The 16,580-nt window shown below is 41.7% G+C and carries 18 protein-coding genes; 14 read left to right on the top strand and 4 right to left on the bottom strand.

Annotated elements, in window-relative coordinates; all coding sequences use genetic code 11:
- The first annotated feature begins 9 nt into the window (after positions 1 to 9).
- The 5 genes from nuoJ to nuoN are packed head-to-tail and all read left to right on the top strand — an operon-like array spanning position 10 to position 5,684.
- Positions 10 to 540 carry an NADH-quinone oxidoreductase subunit J gene (gene nuoJ / locus PSI23_RS02780; protein WP_273553640.1) on the top strand — a complete coding sequence of 177 codons (531 nt, stop codon included), beginning with the start codon at positions 10 to 12 and terminating at the stop codon, positions 538 to 540.
- Positions 537 to 839, top strand: a complete 303-nt coding sequence (gene nuoK / locus PSI23_RS02775; protein ID WP_045971435.1) for an NADH-quinone oxidoreductase subunit NuoK — start codon at positions 537 to 539, stop codon at positions 837 to 839. Before nuoJ ends, nuoK begins: the two co-directional genes overlap by 4 nt.
- Positions 836 to 2,680 carry an NADH-quinone oxidoreductase subunit L gene (gene nuoL, locus PSI23_RS02770; RefSeq protein ID WP_273553639.1) on the top strand — a complete coding sequence of 615 codons (1,845 nt, stop codon included), beginning with the start codon at positions 836 to 838 and terminating at the stop codon, positions 2,678 to 2,680. Before nuoK ends, nuoL begins: the two co-directional genes overlap by 4 nt.
- A 19-nt stretch (positions 2,681 to 2,699) precedes the next feature.
- Positions 2,700 to 4,220 carry an NADH-quinone oxidoreductase subunit M gene (gene nuoM / locus PSI23_RS02765; RefSeq protein WP_273553638.1) on the top strand — a complete coding sequence of 507 codons (1,521 nt, stop codon included), beginning with the start codon at positions 2,700 to 2,702 and terminating at the stop codon, positions 4,218 to 4,220.
- A 6-nt stretch (positions 4,221 to 4,226) separates the two neighbouring features.
- Positions 4,227 to 5,684, top strand: a complete 1,458-nt coding sequence (gene nuoN, locus PSI23_RS02760; RefSeq protein ID WP_273553637.1) for an NADH-quinone oxidoreductase subunit NuoN — start codon at positions 4,227 to 4,229, stop codon at positions 5,682 to 5,684.
- A 272-nt stretch (positions 5,685 to 5,956) separates the two neighbouring features.
- Here nuoN and PSI23_RS02755 read toward each other — a convergent pair whose 3' ends face one another.
- Complete coding sequence (locus PSI23_RS02755; protein WP_273553636.1) at positions 5,957 to 6,283, bottom strand: hypothetical protein; 327 nt, start codon at positions 6,281 to 6,283, stop codon at positions 5,957 to 5,959.
- Positions 6,284 to 6,896: 613 nt separating this feature from the next.
- Here PSI23_RS02755 and betT point away from each other — a divergent pair.
- The 9 genes from betT to PSI23_RS02710 all read left to right on the top strand — a co-directional run bounded on the left by betT (position 6,897) and on the right by PSI23_RS02710 (position 13,406).
- Positions 6,897 to 8,891, top strand: coding sequence for a choline BCCT transporter BetT (gene betT, locus PSI23_RS02750; protein ID WP_273553635.1), 1,995 nt, complete (start codon positions 6,897 to 6,899; stop codon positions 8,889 to 8,891).
- A gap of 227 nt (positions 8,892 to 9,118) precedes the next feature.
- Positions 9,119 to 9,562 carry a PTS sugar transporter subunit IIA gene (locus tag PSI23_RS02745; RefSeq protein WP_273553634.1) on the top strand — a complete coding sequence of 148 codons (444 nt, stop codon included), beginning with the start codon at positions 9,119 to 9,121 and terminating at the stop codon, positions 9,560 to 9,562.
- A 29-nt stretch (positions 9,563 to 9,591) separates the two neighbouring features.
- Positions 9,592 to 9,879 carry a PTS sugar transporter subunit IIB gene (locus PSI23_RS02740; RefSeq protein WP_273553633.1) on the top strand — a complete coding sequence of 96 codons (288 nt, stop codon included), beginning with the start codon at positions 9,592 to 9,594 and terminating at the stop codon, positions 9,877 to 9,879.
- 12 nt (positions 9,880 to 9,891) lie between these two features.
- Positions 9,892 to 11,151, top strand: coding sequence for a PTS ascorbate transporter subunit IIC (gene ulaA, locus PSI23_RS02735; RefSeq protein WP_273553632.1), 1,260 nt, complete (start codon positions 9,892 to 9,894; stop codon positions 11,149 to 11,151).
- Positions 11,152 to 11,588: 437 nt separating this feature from the next.
- The gene (locus PSI23_RS02730) at positions 11,589 to 11,864 is read left to right on the top strand and encodes a PAAR domain-containing protein (protein WP_273553631.1); all 276 of its coding nucleotides are present in this window, start codon (positions 11,589 to 11,591) and stop codon (positions 11,862 to 11,864) included.
- A gap of 65 nt (positions 11,865 to 11,929) precedes the next feature.
- Positions 11,930 to 12,124 carry a CPCC family cysteine-rich protein gene (locus PSI23_RS02725; RefSeq protein WP_273553630.1) on the top strand — a complete coding sequence of 65 codons (195 nt, stop codon included), beginning with the start codon at positions 11,930 to 11,932 and terminating at the stop codon, positions 12,122 to 12,124.
- A 47-nt stretch (positions 12,125 to 12,171) separates the two neighbouring features.
- On the top strand, positions 12,172 to 12,636 hold the full coding sequence (locus PSI23_RS02720) for a hypothetical protein (RefSeq protein ID WP_273553629.1): 465 nt from the start codon (positions 12,172 to 12,174) through the stop codon (positions 12,634 to 12,636).
- Between the two features lie 153 nt (positions 12,637 to 12,789).
- Entirely contained in the window at positions 12,790 to 13,065 is a 276-nt protein-coding gene (locus PSI23_RS02715; RefSeq protein WP_273553628.1) for a helix-turn-helix domain-containing protein, read from the top strand.
- Positions 13,066 to 13,100: 35 nt separating this feature from the next.
- Positions 13,101 to 13,406 carry a HipA domain-containing protein gene (locus PSI23_RS02710; protein ID WP_273553627.1) on the top strand — a complete coding sequence of 102 codons (306 nt, stop codon included), beginning with the start codon at positions 13,101 to 13,103 and terminating at the stop codon, positions 13,404 to 13,406.
- A 92-nt stretch (positions 13,407 to 13,498) separates the two neighbouring features.
- Here the strand turns inward: PSI23_RS02710 and PSI23_RS02705 are convergent, their stop codons facing one another.
- The 3 genes from PSI23_RS02705 to dgcN form a co-directional block, all read right to left on the bottom strand.
- A complete protein-coding gene (locus PSI23_RS02705) occupies positions 13,499 to 14,422 on the bottom strand; it encodes an EAL domain-containing protein (protein ID WP_273553626.1) in 924 nt (307 codons plus the stop codon).
- 408 nt (positions 14,423 to 14,830) lie between these two features.
- Positions 14,831 to 15,316, bottom strand: coding sequence for an outer membrane lipoprotein YfiB (yfiB, locus tag PSI23_RS02700; protein ID WP_273553625.1), 486 nt, complete (start codon positions 15,314 to 15,316; stop codon positions 14,831 to 14,833).
- Positions 15,313 to 16,575, bottom strand: a complete 1,263-nt coding sequence (dgcN, locus tag PSI23_RS02695) for a diguanylate cyclase DgcN/YfiN (protein ID WP_273553624.1) — start codon at positions 16,573 to 16,575, stop codon at positions 15,313 to 15,315. The genes yfiB and dgcN overlap by 4 nt, the downstream gene beginning before the upstream one ends.
- Positions 16,576 to 16,580 lie beyond the last annotated feature (5 nt).

Here is a 16,580-nt window from a genome sequence, read left to right as displayed (position 1 = left end):
GCGATGTTCATGGAATTTACATTTTATGTCGCAGGGCTGGTTGCCATCCTCGCAACCCTCAGGGTAATAATCCACACTAATCCGGTGCATGCATTGTTGTATCTGATTATTTCCTTGTTGGCACTGTCTGTCGTGTTTTTTTCAATGGGCGCCTATTTTGCAGGTGCTTTGGAGATTATCGTTTATGCAGGCGCAATCATGGTGTTGTTCGTCTTCGTCGTGATGATGCTGAATTTAGGAAAATCAGTTGTTGAGCAGGAACGGTTATGGCTACAACCCAGAGTTTGGATTGGCCCGTCAGTCTTGTCTATTGTGCTGTTGATTGTGCTGATTTATGCCATCAGTACCCTGTCATCCGCTAAAATCAGCGGTGAAGTGGTCAGTGCCAAAGAAGTGGGCATTAGCTTGTTTGGCCCTTATGTATTAGCCGTGGAGCTGGCATCTTTGTTGCTGCTGGCTGGATTGGTCGTGGCTTATCACATTGGCCGTGAAAATCGACAAGGGGAAGTGATCAGCAATCGTGCGGAGGACCAACAATGATAGCGTTACACCACGGCCTCATTCTGGCGGCTATTCTGTTTATATTGGGCTTCACTTGCCTGATTATCCGCCGCAACTTGTTATTCATGCTGATCGGGCTGGAAATCATGATCAATGCTTCAGCACTGGCATTTGTCGTTGCTGGCAGCTATTGGCTCCAGCCTGATGGTCAGGTGATGTATATTCTGGCTATCACTCTGGCAGCAGCCGAGGCGAGTATCGGTTTGGCACTGTTACTACAGTTGCACCGTCGTCGCCAAAACCTGAATATTGATACAGTCAGTGAGATGCGCGGATGAACTTACTCTATTTAACAATTCTGCTGCCACTGCTGGGATTTTTGCTATTGGCATTTTCCCGTGGCCGCTGGTCTGAAAATTTGTCAGCCACCATTGGAATTGGTTCCATTGGGCTGGCAGCATTGGTCACATTCTGGGTAGCGATTGAGTTCCTTACTCATAATGGGGCAGGGGGGCTGGCCTACAGCCAAACATTGTGGAACTGGATGGCTGTCGATAATTTCAGCATCCCCGTTAATTTGGTACTGGACGGGTTATCACTGACAATGCTGAGTGTTGTAACTGGCATTGGCTTCCTGATCCACATATACGCTTCTTGGTATATGCGTGGTGAAGAAGGGTATTCCCGTTTCTTCGCCTATACCAACCTATTTATCGCCAGCATGGTGGTATTGGTACTGGCAGACAACATGCTACTGATGTACCTCGGTTGGGAAGGCGTTGGCCTGTGTAGTTACCTGCTGATCGGTTTCTACTACAAGACCCCTGCCAATGGTGCGGCGGCAATGAAGGCTTTCATTGTAACCCGTGTTGGTGATGTATTCCTTGCCATTGGAATGTTTATCCTTTACGACCAGCTCGGCACGTTAAGTTTCCGCGAATTGGCGGTATTGGCTCCACAACATATCGAAGCAGGATCTACCGCGATCACTTGGGCAACCCTGATGATTCTGGGTGGTGCTGTAGGTAAATCAGCTCAGTTACCATTGCAAACATGGCTGGCGGATGCGATGGCAGGTCCAACACCGGTTTCTGCTCTGATTCACGCCGCTACGATGGTTACCGCTGGTGTTTATCTGATTGCCCGTAGCCATGCGTTGTTCTTGATGGCGCCGGATATTCTGCATTTGGTAGGTGTTATTGGTGCAGTCACCTTACTGTTGGCAGGTTTCGCTGCGCTGGTGCAGACAGATATCAAACGGGTGCTGGCTTACTCCACCATGAGCCAGATTGGTTACATGTTTCTGGCGCTCGGGGTACAGGCGTGGGATGCAGCAATTTTCCACCTCATGACCCATGCGTTCTTCAAAGCATTATTGTTCCTGGCTTCTGGTTCGGTGATTCTGGCATGCCATCATGAGCAAAACATCTTCAAAATGGGTGGCCTGAGCAAGCGGATTCCATTTGTTTATCTCTGCTTCATTATAGGTGGTTCTGCATTGTCAGCACTGCCATTACTGACCGCAGGTTTCTACAGTAAAGATGAAATCTTGTGGGGCGCGTTGGCAAATGGTCATATGAACCTGATGCTGGCAGGGCTGATTGGCGCATTGATGACATCACTGTATACCTTCCGCATGATCTTTATTGTGTTCCACGGTAAAGAAAATACCAAGGCTCATTCAGTCAAGGGCATTACTCATACCTTGCCATTGTCGGTATTGTTGGTGCTGTCCACCTTTGTTGGCGCGCTGATTGTGCCTCCGCTGGCGGGTGTTTTACCCGAAAACAATGCAGGGCATGATGGCAAAGTGACATTGGAAATCATTTCTGGTGTGGTTGCCGTTGCCGGTATCTTGCTGGCGGCAGCGCTGTATCTGGGCAAGCGTCGCGTGGTCAATGCCACTGCGAACAGTGCTCCGGGGCGCTTCTTCTCCACATGGTGGTTCCACGCATGGGGATTTGATGCGCTGTATGACTGGGTATTTGTGAAACCATTCAAAGGTATCACCCGTCTGTTGCAAAACGATCCTTTGAATTCACTGATGAACATGCCAGCTATATTGTCACGTTGGGGCAATAAAGGGCTTCGTTGGAGTCAAAACGGACAAGTCCGTTGGTATGCTGCCTCTCTGGGGTTGGGTGCAGTGCTGGTTTTAGCTCTGCTGCTTTTGGTTTAATTAAGGGACATATTGCGCCATGCTACTACCTTGGCTAATTCTTCTGCCCTTCATCGGAGGCCTGCTGTGTTGGCAGGCGGAGCGCTTCGGCACTCGTATGCCGCGTTGGATAGCGCTTCTGGCGATGGGGTTGACACTGTTACTCTCCCTGTATCTGTGGTTGCAGGGGGGTTATACACTCACCAACCCACAAGGCATTCCACAGTGGCAATCAGAATTTTTGCTTCCGTGGATCCCCCGTTTTGGCATTAACATTCATCTGGCATTGGATGGTTTATCCTTGTTGATGGTGGTACTAACGGCATTATTGGGCTCGATGGCGATCCTCTGTTCGTGGAATGAAAACCAGCCATATCAGGGTTTCTTCCATCTGAACTTGTTGTGGATACTGGGTGGTGTGATGGGGGTCTTCCTTGCCATCGACCTGTTCTTGTTCTTCTTCTTCTGGGAAGTGATGCTGGTACCGATGTACTTCCTGATTGCGCTGTGGGGACACAGAGGCTCGGAAGGTAAAACCCGTATCACTGCGGCAACGAAATTCTTCATCTATACTCAAGCCAGTGGTTTGGTGATGCTGATTTCGATTCTGGCATTAGCTTTCATTCACCATGATGCAACGGGTGAATGGACATTCAACTATGAAAAACTGTTGAATACGCCAATGTCATACACGGTTCAATACCTGTTGATGTTGGGCTTCTTCATTGCATTCGCCGTGAAAATGCCGGTTGTTCCTTTACATGGCTGGTTGCCTGATGCTCATAGTCAGGCACCAACAGCAGGTTCGGTTGACCTTGCGGGTATTTTGTTGAAAACAGCGGCGTATGGTTTGTTGCGCTTCGGTTTACCACTGTTCCCACAAGCCTCTGCGGAATTTGCTCCGATTGCAATGTGGTTGGGGGTCATTGGCATTTTCTACGGCGCGTGGATGGCATTCAGTCAGACTGACATCAAGCGCCTGATTGCTTATACCAGTGTTTCCCACATGGGTTTTGTTCTTATCGCCATTTATACGGGTAGCCAATTGGCTTATCAGGGAGCGGTGATTCAGATGATTGCACATGGTTTGTCAGCCGCAGGGTTGTTCATTCTGTGTGGTCAGCTATATGAACGCCTGCATACCCGAGATATGCGCCAAATGGGCGGATTGTGGGCAAGAATTCAGCTTTTGCCTGCGATATCCCTATTTTTCGCGGTAGCGACATTGGGTATGCCGGCAACCGGTAACTTTGTTGGTGAATTTATGATCCTGTTCGGCAGCTTCAGTAAATTTACCCTGATTACTACAGTATCCGTGTTCGGTTTAGTTTTTGCCTCCGTTTATGCACTGTATTTGATGCAGAAGGCTTATTACGGTACACCAAAAACTGATGAGCCATTACAGCGGATGGATGTGCGTGAAATTTCCATTTTGCTGCTGTTGGTTGTCTTGTTGGTGATTTTGGGTGTTTACCCGCAGCCAATCCTTGATACCTCAGCCGCAGCGATGAGTAACATCCAGAATTGGTATTCAGCTTCACTTTTAACTACAAGGCCGTAATTCGCCATGACAATAACTTCTGAACAATTGATCGCACTGTTGCCGCTATTGATCGTCGGGTTGACGGTGGTGGTTGTGATGCTGTCCATTGCGTGGCGACGCGATCATTTCACCAATGTCACCTTGACGGTGATTGGTTTAAACCTGGCCCTGCTTTCTCTCTATTTTGTGGGACTACAGGAGCCAATGGATGTCACGCCATTGATCCATGTAGATCGTTTTTCAATGTTCTATTCCGCCCTTGTGCTGATTGCGAGCCTTGCAACAACGACATTTGCCTACTCATGGCTGGAGAATTATCCCGACAACAAAGAAGAATTTTATCTTTTGGTGCTGATTGCGGCAGTTGGAGGCATTCTGCTCTCTTCTGCCAACCACATGGCATCGCTGTTTATCGGAATTGAATTAATCACTCTGCCGCTGTTTGGTTTGGTGGGCTATGCGTATCGCCAAAAACGTTCGTTGGAAGCGAGCATCAAATATATGTTGCTGTCTGCGGCTGCATCTTCATTCCTGCTATTTGGTATCGCTCTGCTGTATGCTGAATCCGGTGACTTGTCTTTCGCATCATTGGGTAAGAGTCTGAGTGACAGCAAATTACATGAACCGTTGATTTTGGCTGGACTGGGTATGATGATCGTGGGACTGGGCTTTAAACTTTCCCTTGTGCCTTTCCAACTGTGGACACCGGATGTTTATCAAGGTGCACCAGCACCGGTATCAACCTTTTTGGCGACGGCAAGTAAAGTTGCTATCTTCGCAGTGGTTATGCGCTTATTCCTTGAAGCGCCGGTCACTGATAGCACAACTCTGCGTATTGCACTGACCGTGATTGCCATTGCATCTATCCTGTTTGGTAACTTGTTGGCATTGACACAAAGCAATATCAAACGTCTGCTGGGTTACTCATCCATTGCTCATCTGGGGTATTTGCTGGTGGTACTGATTGCCATTAAAGATCACACACTGGCAGAAGAGACAGCGGGTGTCTATCTGGTCGGTTATTTGCTTGCCAGTATCGGAGCGTTTGGTGTAGTCAGCCTGATGTCCAGCCCATACAGAGGACCGGATGCTGATTCACTGTTCTCATATCGTGGCCTGTTCTGGCATAAACCGATACTGTCGGCAGTTATGACTATCATGATGCTGTCATTGGCGGGAATACCATTAACATTTGGTTTCATTGGTAAATTCTATGTCATCGCGACAGGTGTTGAAGCAAAGTTGTGGTGGTTGACCGGAGCAGTTGTTGTTGGTAGTGCCATCGGGCTTTACTACTATTTGCGCGTGATGGTGAGCTTATACCTGCCGGCACCGAAAGCCCTGAACCGTGATACACCACACAACTGGGCATTCACTTCTGGCGGGATTGTTGTACTACTCACCGCATTGCTGGTGTTGATCCTCGGTGTCTGGCCACAACCATTGATCGATATTGTTCAGCAGGCGAAAAGTGTCTTGTAAGGCAATAACCTAAAGAGACTATAAAAAAACCCAGCCACTGTTGACTGGGTTTTTTATTATATTAATAATTAATGACAGATAAGTTTGTTTTATATCTGGTTAACGGGTTCAGCAATTTAGTGCTATGAAAAATTAATTTCTGAAATTGATTTTTTTATTTTATATTTCAACTTGTTGCCTATCAAATATAATGAATTTTCTTATGAAATGAAGTATGACTGTCATAAAGGCGGATTTATTTTCCTGAAAAATATCATGTGCTATTGATGCTATTAATGTAGACTTAAAACCTTGAGGTTGTCATTTTTGCATTTTAGGCCAACGCGAAAATTATGGGTTTTTGCTGTGATTAACATATTATAAAAAGTATTTCGAGAATCAAGGCCATTTTCATCAGATATTGTTATCCAGTAATTCGGATATTCTCTAAGGTTAAATATAAAATGCTTTACATTATCAAAAACAGCGATTGTACCTATATGGCCTCTTGTAAAGCCATTCCTATGCCTAGGAGGACATACATATTTTGCAGCATGAGCCGTTCCGATAGAAAGAGTGATTAAAATAATTATAAAATCCAAGTGTTTTTTGTATTTCATGGCTTGTTACCTCTATTTTGAAAGCATTAATGGCTTGTATTTATATTAGATTGGATTGGAATTTTTGTGTTTTATTCAATGAATGATTAACAAGATTTTAAAAATACTGATTTAGTCATGCCGATAGGATTGGGATACTTAGTTAATATTAAAATTACAAGGTTTTTTACTCTACGAAATACTTGATATAAAGCATTTAGTATAAATTATCTGGATTGATGGAGTCGCTGGGAATAATTAACTGCTCTTGCTTTTCAAAGAATATTACTATTCTGGAAAATTGTCTAGCCGACCACCAAGAATATAGGTTATTAAACGAATTGAAAGGGGCTTATCTTTAACCGTATAAATATATTTACTTTTTACTGAGAAATTTGATTATCAACATAACTCCTCTACTGCACACACATATATATCCCTCTGTAAGTACAGTTATTTTTATTTTTATGTTAAGGTGACCTTTCATGTAGGTTGAGTGAATTATGAACGCAATGCGCCTGCGAGGTGTATAACCCTTTATTGGGATTATATGTAATTTTATAAAATCTCTACAAAATATTGCTTATTGGAGTAAATAGGAGATAGTGTCGAACACTAATTTTGAAGGATAATTATGAGTCAAGATAATACTGGTCAGGTAAAGACTAAAACTTCCATTAACCCACCAGTTTTCTTCTTCTCAGCGTTTTTAGTCATTGCACTGGTGACATTCGCTGGTTTGAAACCCGAACTTGCCGACCGATGGTTTAAGGCGTTGCAGCAGGATATTTTTGTTAACGCCAGTTGGTTTTATATCCTCGCGGTTGCTTTAATTTTACTTTCGGTTACCTATCTGGGTTTGTCCAGATACGGCAACATAAAACTGGGCCCCGACCACGCTGAACCAGATTTCAGTTATTTTTCCTGGTTTGCCATGCTGTTTTCTGCGGGTATGGGAATTGGGCTTATGTTCTTTGGCGTAGCCGAACCGGTGATGCATTATCTGTTACCTCCGGTGGGAACGCCTGAAAGCATCGCTGCGGCGAAACAAGCAATGAAGTTAACTTTCTTCCATTGGGGTCTTCATGCTTGGGCCATTTATGCGATTGTTGCTTTGATTCTGGCATTTTTCAGTTATCGACACGGCTTGCCTCTAACCTTGCGTTCAGCGCTATATCCGATTATTGGCGATAAAATTTATGGGCCGATTGGTCATGCAGTAGATATATTTGCTGTCATTGGTACTGTATTCGGCGTTGCCACCTCTTTAGGATATGGCGTTCTTCAGGTAAATGCAGGTCTTAACCATTTATTTGGATTGCCGCTCAATGAAACTGTACAGGTTGTATTGATCGTTGTTATTACCGCTTTAGCAACTATTTCTGTTGTTTCCGGCTTGGATAAAGGCATCCGCATTTTGTCTGAGTTGAATTTGGGTCTGGCATTTTTATTATTGATCTTGGTAGTTGTTTTGGGGCCAACTGTACTGTTACTGAAATCTTTTGTGGAAAATACGGGAGGCTACCTTTCGGAAATTGTCAGCAAGACATTTAATCTTTATGCCTACGAACCCAAATCCAGTAATTGGCTGGGGGGATGGACATTACTCTATTGGGGATGGTGGTTATCGTGGTCTCCATTCGTTGGTATGTTTATCGCAAGGGTTTCCCGGGGCCGAACTATCAGGGAGTTTGTAACCGGCGTCTTATTTGTACCGAGCGGTTTTACTCTGATGTGGATGACGGCATTCGGTAATAGCGCCATTGACCTGATTTCCAATAAAGGGGCGAAAGAACTGGGCCACATCGTGCAGACTGACGTTCCTCTGGCACTGTTTAGCTTCTTGGAACATTTCCCATTTCCTAGCGTTCTTTCGTTTATTGCGATGGCTATGGTAGTCATGTTTTTTGTCACCTCCGCGGATTCAGGCGCAATGGTGGTTGATACATTGGCTTCGGGCGGTGCTCAACATACACCAATCTGGCAACGGATCTTCTGGGCAGGGTTGATGGGCATTGTTGCTATCGCACTGTTACTTGCTGGTGGTTTGTCTGCTTTGCAAACAGTAACGATTGCTAGCGCGCTTCCTTTCTCCATTATCTTATTGATATCTATTTATGGCTTGCTCAAAGCATTGCGGGTTGATGCATATAAGAAAGACAGCCAGCAAATGACCACGATTGCACCTACAGCCAGCCGGAATCCTATTCCGTGGCAGAGGAGATTGAGGAATATCGTCTATTATCCTAAGTGTTCGCAGGTGAAGCGTTTTATGAACGAAGTCATCCAGCAGGCAATGGGAATGGTGGCTGAAGAATTAGAGAAACAAAATAAAGTTATCATAATTAATGATGAAATGGATGATCGGCTTCATTTGGAAGTAGATTTTGGCGACAACGTCAATTTTGTATACGAAGTTCGCCTGAGAGGATATATACAGCCTGCATTTGCTCTTGCTGGTTTGGAAGATGATGATAGAAATGAAGAGCAAAAATATTACCGTGCGGAAGTTTATCTTAAAGAAGGTGGACAAGACTATGATCTAATGGGTTGGACTCAAGAACAGATCATCCACGATATTTTGGATCAATACGAAAAGCACATTCACTTCTTGCATTTGGTTCGTTAGCAAATAGTTTTTTAACAAATAGCTCATTACAAATAGCTCGTTGACAAAAAAGCCAGTCCCCAGACTGACAATCTGGGGATTTTTTTATCTTATGATTTATTAATAGTGTGATTTACCCCGTATTATTGCATTTTTCATCTTTTTCCATCGGTGTGTTTGGTTTGCAGTGACTATTCTTTCATTTATTGGCTTTTATTCATTGGCTTATTGCACAGAGGGGGAATTGAATGCTGAAAACCTTACTGACTTATGACGTTATCCAATGGGTTGCCGGTGCAAAAGATTGGCGTGACGCTATCGCGATAGCATGTCAACCGCTCATTAATGATGGAGCGATTGAGCAAAGTTACGTTGATGCAATTTATCATTCCCATAAAGAGCTTGGCCCTTATTACGTAATTGGCCCAGGCATTGCGATACCACATGCAAGACCGGAACAAGGTGCCAACCGTCTTGCCTTGAGTTTAACGGTATTCCACCAAGGCGTGGTATTTGGTTCTGAAAACAATGATCCAATTAATTTATTGATCGTATTCGCGACGACAAACAGTAACAGCCATATTGAAGTGCTCGCTGAATTAGCCGAACTATTTGATGACCAACAAAAAATTAGCCAATTGATGCATTCCGGTAGCCAAGACGAGATTTTTTCGATCGTTCAGGGTTATTAACCAACATCTCATGCATGACGGGAAATATCATGAAAATTACAGTCGTTTGCGGTAATGGTTTGGGCACAAGTTTAATAATGGAAATGAGCATCAAAAAAATCCTGCAAGAATTAGCTGTAGAAGCCAGCGTTGAACATATCGATTTGGGATCAGCCAAAGGCACGATGAGCGATATTTTTGTTAGTACAAAAGACATCGCTGAACAGCTGATAATGCAGGATGTGGGCGGAAAAATTATTGTACTGGAAAATATGCTGGATAAATCCTCGATGAAAACACATTTATCTGCGGTACTGGTTGAAATGGGTAAATTATAATTGGAGGCGGGCATGAATTTCTTTCGCTTCTTGATGAACGATGTATTAGCAGAGCCGGCTATTTTAGTTGGGTTTATCGCTTTAATAGGTCTAATCGCCCAGAAAAAGACTGTAACGGAGTGTATTACAGGAACAATAAAAACCATTCTGGGATTTATCATTATGGGGGCAGGAGCGGGAGTCGTCATCAATTCTCTGGGGGGATTTTCCACTATATTTCAATATGCTTTTGGGATTCAGGGAGTAATACCAAACAATGAAGCGATTGTATCGATCGCGCAAAAAAGTTTTGGCAGAGAAATGGCCTTGATCATGTTTTTTGCCATGATTATTAATATCCTAATTGCCCGTTTCACACCGTGGAAGTTTATTTTCCTGACCGGACACCATACTTTATTTATGTCGATGCTGGTGGCGGTAATTCTATCAGTGGCCGGAATTGACGGTATGCTACTGGTAGCAATCGGCTCACTTGTCGTTGGCGTCTCGATGGTATTTTTCCCCGCTATTGCCCATCCTTACATGAAAAAAATCACTGGCTCTGATGACGTAGCACTTGGGCATTTCTCAACACTCTCTTATGTTTTAGCAGGATTTGTTGGCAGTAAATTGGGGAATAAGGCACATTCTACAGAAGAGATGAACGTACCGAAAAGTTTATTGTTTCTGCGTGACACACCTGTCGCCATCTCTTTTACTATGGCGATTATCTTTATTATCACCTGCCTGTTTGCTGGCGACGATTTTGTCCGGCAAGTCAGTGGTGGTAAAAACAGCATCATGTTTGCCGTAATGCAATCCATCACCTTTGCAGCAGGAGTTTATATCATCCTGCAAGGCGTCAGAATGGTGATTGCTGAGATCGTACCTGCATTTAAGGGAATTTCCGATAAACTGGTGCCGAATGCCAAGCCAGCACTGGATTGTCCAGTGGTATTTCCTTATGCACCTAATGCAGTCCTGATTGGTTTTTTGAGCAGTTTTGCCGCTGGTATTATTGGCCTGTTTATCCTTTATATATTTAATATGACCATGATTATTCCGGGTGTAGTGCCTCATTTCTTTGTTGGCGCAACCGCAGGTGTTTTCGGCAATGTTACGGGAGGAAAAAGAGGAGCAATATTAGGTGCCTTTGCACAAGGGATGCTTATTACTTTTTTGCCCGTATTCCTATTGCCAGTATTAGGAAATATCGGTATTGCCAATACTACATTCAGCGATGCTGATTTTGGTATAGTAGGCATTTTATTGGGGATTATTGTTCGTTATTGAATTTAGGGCAAGATAATGTCTATTATATTAAGAAAAGTAAGATAAATAGATTTATTGAATATAATATAGGTGTGTGTTTTTTTAATAAAATAGCCGTGAGTTGAATGATTGAAATATGGTATTTGTTGCAATATTTAGAAAACGATGACCTTGAGTTAGATGAAAATAAGATTCATGATTTGTTAGAGGAAATGGTGGATTATGGAAAACTGATAGAAGTATCTAGAGTCCAATATGAACTGTTATGAACCGATAAAATCAATATATTATTCTGTGTTCTTTTCATCAAAGGTGATTACTTAGGTTGATACTTTTAGTCGATAGAGTGTACAATAAATAATCCGCAAATCAGAACGCTGACTAAATTATTTAGATGTTGAATTAAACTGTGATCAGCTATTTCACTAAAAATTGAATCTAAAACGAGAGAAAATAAAATGGCAAAAGGAAATTTTTTGACAGTTGGAGATAAAACAACGTGTAACGGGGCTATTTTAACAGGAACCAGTAACATTAAATTTTATGGAAAACAAGCCGCAGTTGAAGGTTCCACGGTGACTTGTGGCAGATACTCAGGTAATTATGCCATTGTGGGTGGGGTTGGTTCTTTTTTGGATAAAGGAACAAAATTAGCCGGGACTTTGGATAGCCGGACTACTTGTCCTTGTAATGCTGGCCTTATCCATTCTATACCTGATAGTTACCAAAAATAGATTTATTTTATGATAAATATAGAAATAAAATATATGTAGCTAATCTTATTTCATAGCAACTATAAATGGAATTAAAATACCCTTATCCATGTTGTAATAATACTCCTTTCGAGTTTATAGGTGAATATAATATTTGTCCTATTTGTAAATGGGAAGATGATCCTATTCAAGCTCAGGATGCTGATTGTTCTGGAGAGGCCAATTCTATGAGCTTAAATGAAGCCAAAAAAGCCTTTAAACAAGGTAGAAAGATTGAATAATTTTATGTACTGTTTATCAGTATATTAATATATCAAAGAGAAATAGTATGGAAAGCTATAAAAAATACACTATGGATAAAGCTGATTTAATATTGCATCCTATTATTGGTGGGGAGCTGATATTATTAAATTATGTTGGGTTTGCACAAGAAAGTAGATTTGAATTTTTAAGCAAGATAGAGGGTTGGGATAGAATGGATGATTCTGAAATATTAGAATTCATCAACTTCAAAGAATACATTTCTAACGATGTTTTTATCATTAATGAAGATTCTTATACAAAAGATAAAGTTTATTTAATGGATGTAAATAACATTGATAATTTTGTTGGGGATTATTTCAAATTGAACTCTAGTTGTTTTTTTGATGGTGATACATTTTTTATATCTCCTCTAAATAAGGTTCTGATTGAGTTTCAACATGACGGTTATGTATTTCTGCATAAACTACCCGTTTTACTGAATGAGCTTGGTAAGTCTAGGATTTCAAATAAAACAGTGCATTATGTTTGATTTGTTACTCATCAAATCCTGGTGAGGATATTGCGGATAAAATAACGAGAATCATAAAGGAGTGGCGTATGGAAAACGGTAATTGTCACTATTATGACAAAATTGCGTTATAATCACTGGATTATTGTTATAATAGTAACAGGAGTGATGCTAATGTTTTCTCTCTATACCGCCTATGATGTGCAACATGAATTAAAAGACTTTATCAAGCGGCAACGTAAACAACAAAAAATATCTGTCGAAAACTTAGCCGATCGTTCGGGCGTACCTTATAGCACCATCAGGAAATTTGAGCGTACAGGCAATATCTCATTACGACAGTTTCTTATGTTATTGGAAGCGATGGGGGAGTTACATCCATTGCATGAACTTACCAAAGAACGTAAGCGAGAACCAACCACAATCGCCGAGGTGCTGAAAAATGCTTAATACTCCATTGAATGTCAAAAGGAAACTTTGCTTTTTTGGCCGATGATGCTGACAATTGGCGACTTTCTCCATTTTATGATGTGGTGTATATGCCGTCACCTTATAACGAACATATGACTTCGTTTAATGGTAATGGCAAGGCAATTACCTCTGTAGCATTGGCTCAATTGGCAGGACAGGCGGGGTTCTCCAGTGTGGCTCCTTTGATGGATATGCTTGAAGATATTTATGATGAAACTCGCCGTTTTCAATTAATTGCTAATGAGTTGGGAATTGATAAATCAATAGTGGCTACCATTGATCAGCATATAGAACATAAATGGTCGGAACTAAAAAAATGACATAATAGTGTCACTAATAACTAAAATATGCTAAAAAATGTCACTATAGTAACAATCTATAAACATTCTTGCAGGGGAAGATAAATTATTCATCACAACCATTTCTTCACAAATTCTTCCAATGGCATTGGGCGGTCAAAGTAATACCCCTGCAAATAATCGACAGAATAGTTTTTTAGCTGATTGACTTGTGCCCGATTTTCAATCCCTTCTGCCACAATTTCCAAATGCAATCGTAGAGCAAGATCAATAATATTTTCTACAATATGTTTTGAAATCATATTGGTACCCATTTTGCTAACAAAGTTATGTCCTATTTTTACTAAGTTAACATTAAATTTTTGTAAATAATTGTAATTAGAGTAACCCGTGCCAAAGTCATCCAGGGCGATTAATACGCCTAATTTATCCAACTTATCGAATAAACTAATTGTATGTTCATCTGGCTCCAATAATTCATATTCGGTAATTTCCAAAATTAGTTTGACGGAGTCTTTTGGAAATGATTTAAGAAAATTTTGGCAGTCATCAACTAAACGGGTGTCTTTATAATGTCTTGGGCTGATATTGAAATTAAAATGGAAATGTGTGGGTAACTGATGGGCAATAGGCGCAAAGTAATCTCGTACTTGGGTGATTAGGTTATGAGTTAAGGGAATAATAAGATCTGATTTTTCAATTTGTGCGATAAATTTAGCTGGTGTCAATAGACCATGAGCTGGGTGTTGCCAGCGAACAAGGATTTCACATCCGATAATTACATTGTTTTTACTACAAATAATTGGTTGTATGTAGGGAACGAATTGCTTGTTTTTAATCGCTTTTTTCAGACGATATTCTGGGATAATGATGGTTTTGGTGTATTTATAAAGAAACACCGCAGATATGAGAGTCAGTAGAAACAGTGGAATAAATACACGTTCTAATTCTACATCTTGCTGGATATTATCCTGATAATTGGAAAATAATCTCCAGAATATAAATCCTGTGTTGATAGTAATGGTGATGAATAACATCACAAACATCCGATACAGAGATCGGGATGATTTCAGATTCAGCCCCATCATTTCTCCTTTTTGATAAAGCTCATTACTTAACAGTAGACTTGTTATCTAAATGTGCAAAAAGTTATTAACTTTTTTTTACAAAAAAAGAAGTTTTTTGTAATAAATAATCTCGGCTATGTTACAGGAAGAGTTTAGCAACGGGAAATAGCTATATAGCTATACGGCATGATTTGAATAAAAAATTTCGTAATTGGTGGTACTGATCAAAATAAACGAATATTGTTGCCATCCATGGCAAAACTATTATTTGATTTATATCAGTATATTATCGGGTTACCACTAATAAGGTTACCACCAATAAATAGTGGTGCATTAAATCCAGTTCGTTAACTTCATTGTATTGCTATTACAGGGCTATTATGGCGCGGTTATAACAATGGCAACGCGGCGGTTTTCCGCTCGGCCTTTTGAGTTTCGGTTATCGGCGATAGGTTGGCTTGGTCCTAATCCACGGGTTGTCAGATTAGTACGCTGCATACCTCCCTGCGTTAGCGCATCTGCAACTGTGTTGGCTCGTTTCAAAGATAATTGATGGTTGTAGTTCACTTCTCCGTAGTTGTCGGTATGACCATCAAGACGTGCATGGTGGATGCCAATTTTGGATAAAGCACTTGCGAGTTCTTTTAATTTTGCTTCGCCTTCTGGACGCAAGTGAAATTGGTTATTACCAAACAAGACCTTTTCTGACATACCAAATAGCCAGCCTTCATTGGTTTGCTGAAACCCTTGCTGTTTAAGTGCGGTGATTTGTGCGGCTGTCAGTGCGTCTTTGTTCTGGCAGCCGCTGAGAAAAAGTGCACCAATAAATGCACAGATAAATAAAAAATAACGATTTTTACTCATAGTGAGTTCCTTGATAGGTAGTTTAGTTTTGTTGTATCAGCGGAATGCCAGCCGCCGCCTCGTTGTTTAATGTGATACATCGCCGCATCAGCTTCAGAGAGTAGTTGCTCTGCCGTCAGGTCACCGTTGGATAAGGCGATGCCAATGCTGAGTGTGATGCGTAGATGTTGACCGTTGGGAAGGATAATGGGGGTATCCATGGTATGGATGATATTTTTCGCCACACGCTCTGCATCTTCTAAATTGGCAGAAGGTAATAGGATAGCGAATTCATCTCCACCAAGCCGGGCAACGGTATCTGTTTTTCTTACTCTTCTTTTTAAGGTGGCAGCGATGGTGGCAAGAACATGATCGCCGGCAGCATGCCCATGAACATCGTTGACATATTTCAGCCTGTTACCATCAATAAATAATATCGCTGTGCTTTGGCACATGAATTTATCGTTCATGACGGTTGAAAGAACCCGTTCAAAAGTTGCCCGGTTTGGCAAACCTGTCAGGGAATCATGTTGCGCCTGCCAGGTTAAAACGGCTTTTTCTGTTTGCAGATGGTGTTGCCACTCTTCCAACTCTTCCAGCAGATGATTGAATACTTGGCTTAATTCATGTAATTCAGCAATATGCGCGGAAGGTACACGTCGTGAAAATGCTCGCCGTTGTCGTACATCATGGGCAACCACGGTAATGTTTTGCAAAGCTCTGACGATGCCATCGTGCATGCGTAGTGAAAGGTAAAGTGAAATTACGGCGCTGAACAGCAGGCAGGCAAATAGTACCAACAAGGCCTGATAAATAAATTTGATGATATGGTCGCTGTTGCCAATTAACCAGATTGATCCTACCTTTTGTTGATGGTGATAAATGGGCAGGGTAAGGGGTTCAGGAAGAAGCCAGCGCTCAACCAATTTTTTTAAATTGCTGGTACGAGGCTCCTGACTGGCTTGCCAGCTTGCCAATACCTGTTGCTTGGCATCAAAAATCTTAGCTTTTGTAAAGCCGTCATGAACAGCAATCATCTCCAATATTTCGTTTGCTGCGGTTTTGTCCTGAAAGACCACTGCCGCCTGTGCTGTATGGGCGATAGTCGTGGAGATTAGTTTTAAGTTATTTTCGGCATACTTCTGCATAGCAAACAATGCCAGTAAAGATAAGAATAAGCCGACTACAGATAATATGATAAAAGTAATAATCAGATGTATCCGGTGAAAGGCCTGGCGCAGAGTAGGGCGTGATAGCATCAGCGAATAACGTCTTTTCATACAGA

It is taken from the genome of Xenorhabdus yunnanensis (genome assembly GCF_028598805.1).
Lineage (GTDB): Bacteria > Pseudomonadota > Gammaproteobacteria > Enterobacterales > Enterobacteriaceae > Xenorhabdus > Xenorhabdus yunnanensis.
The sequence above is the reverse complement of the archived record's forward strand: the minus strand, read 5'-3'. Positions and strand labels throughout refer to the sequence as shown.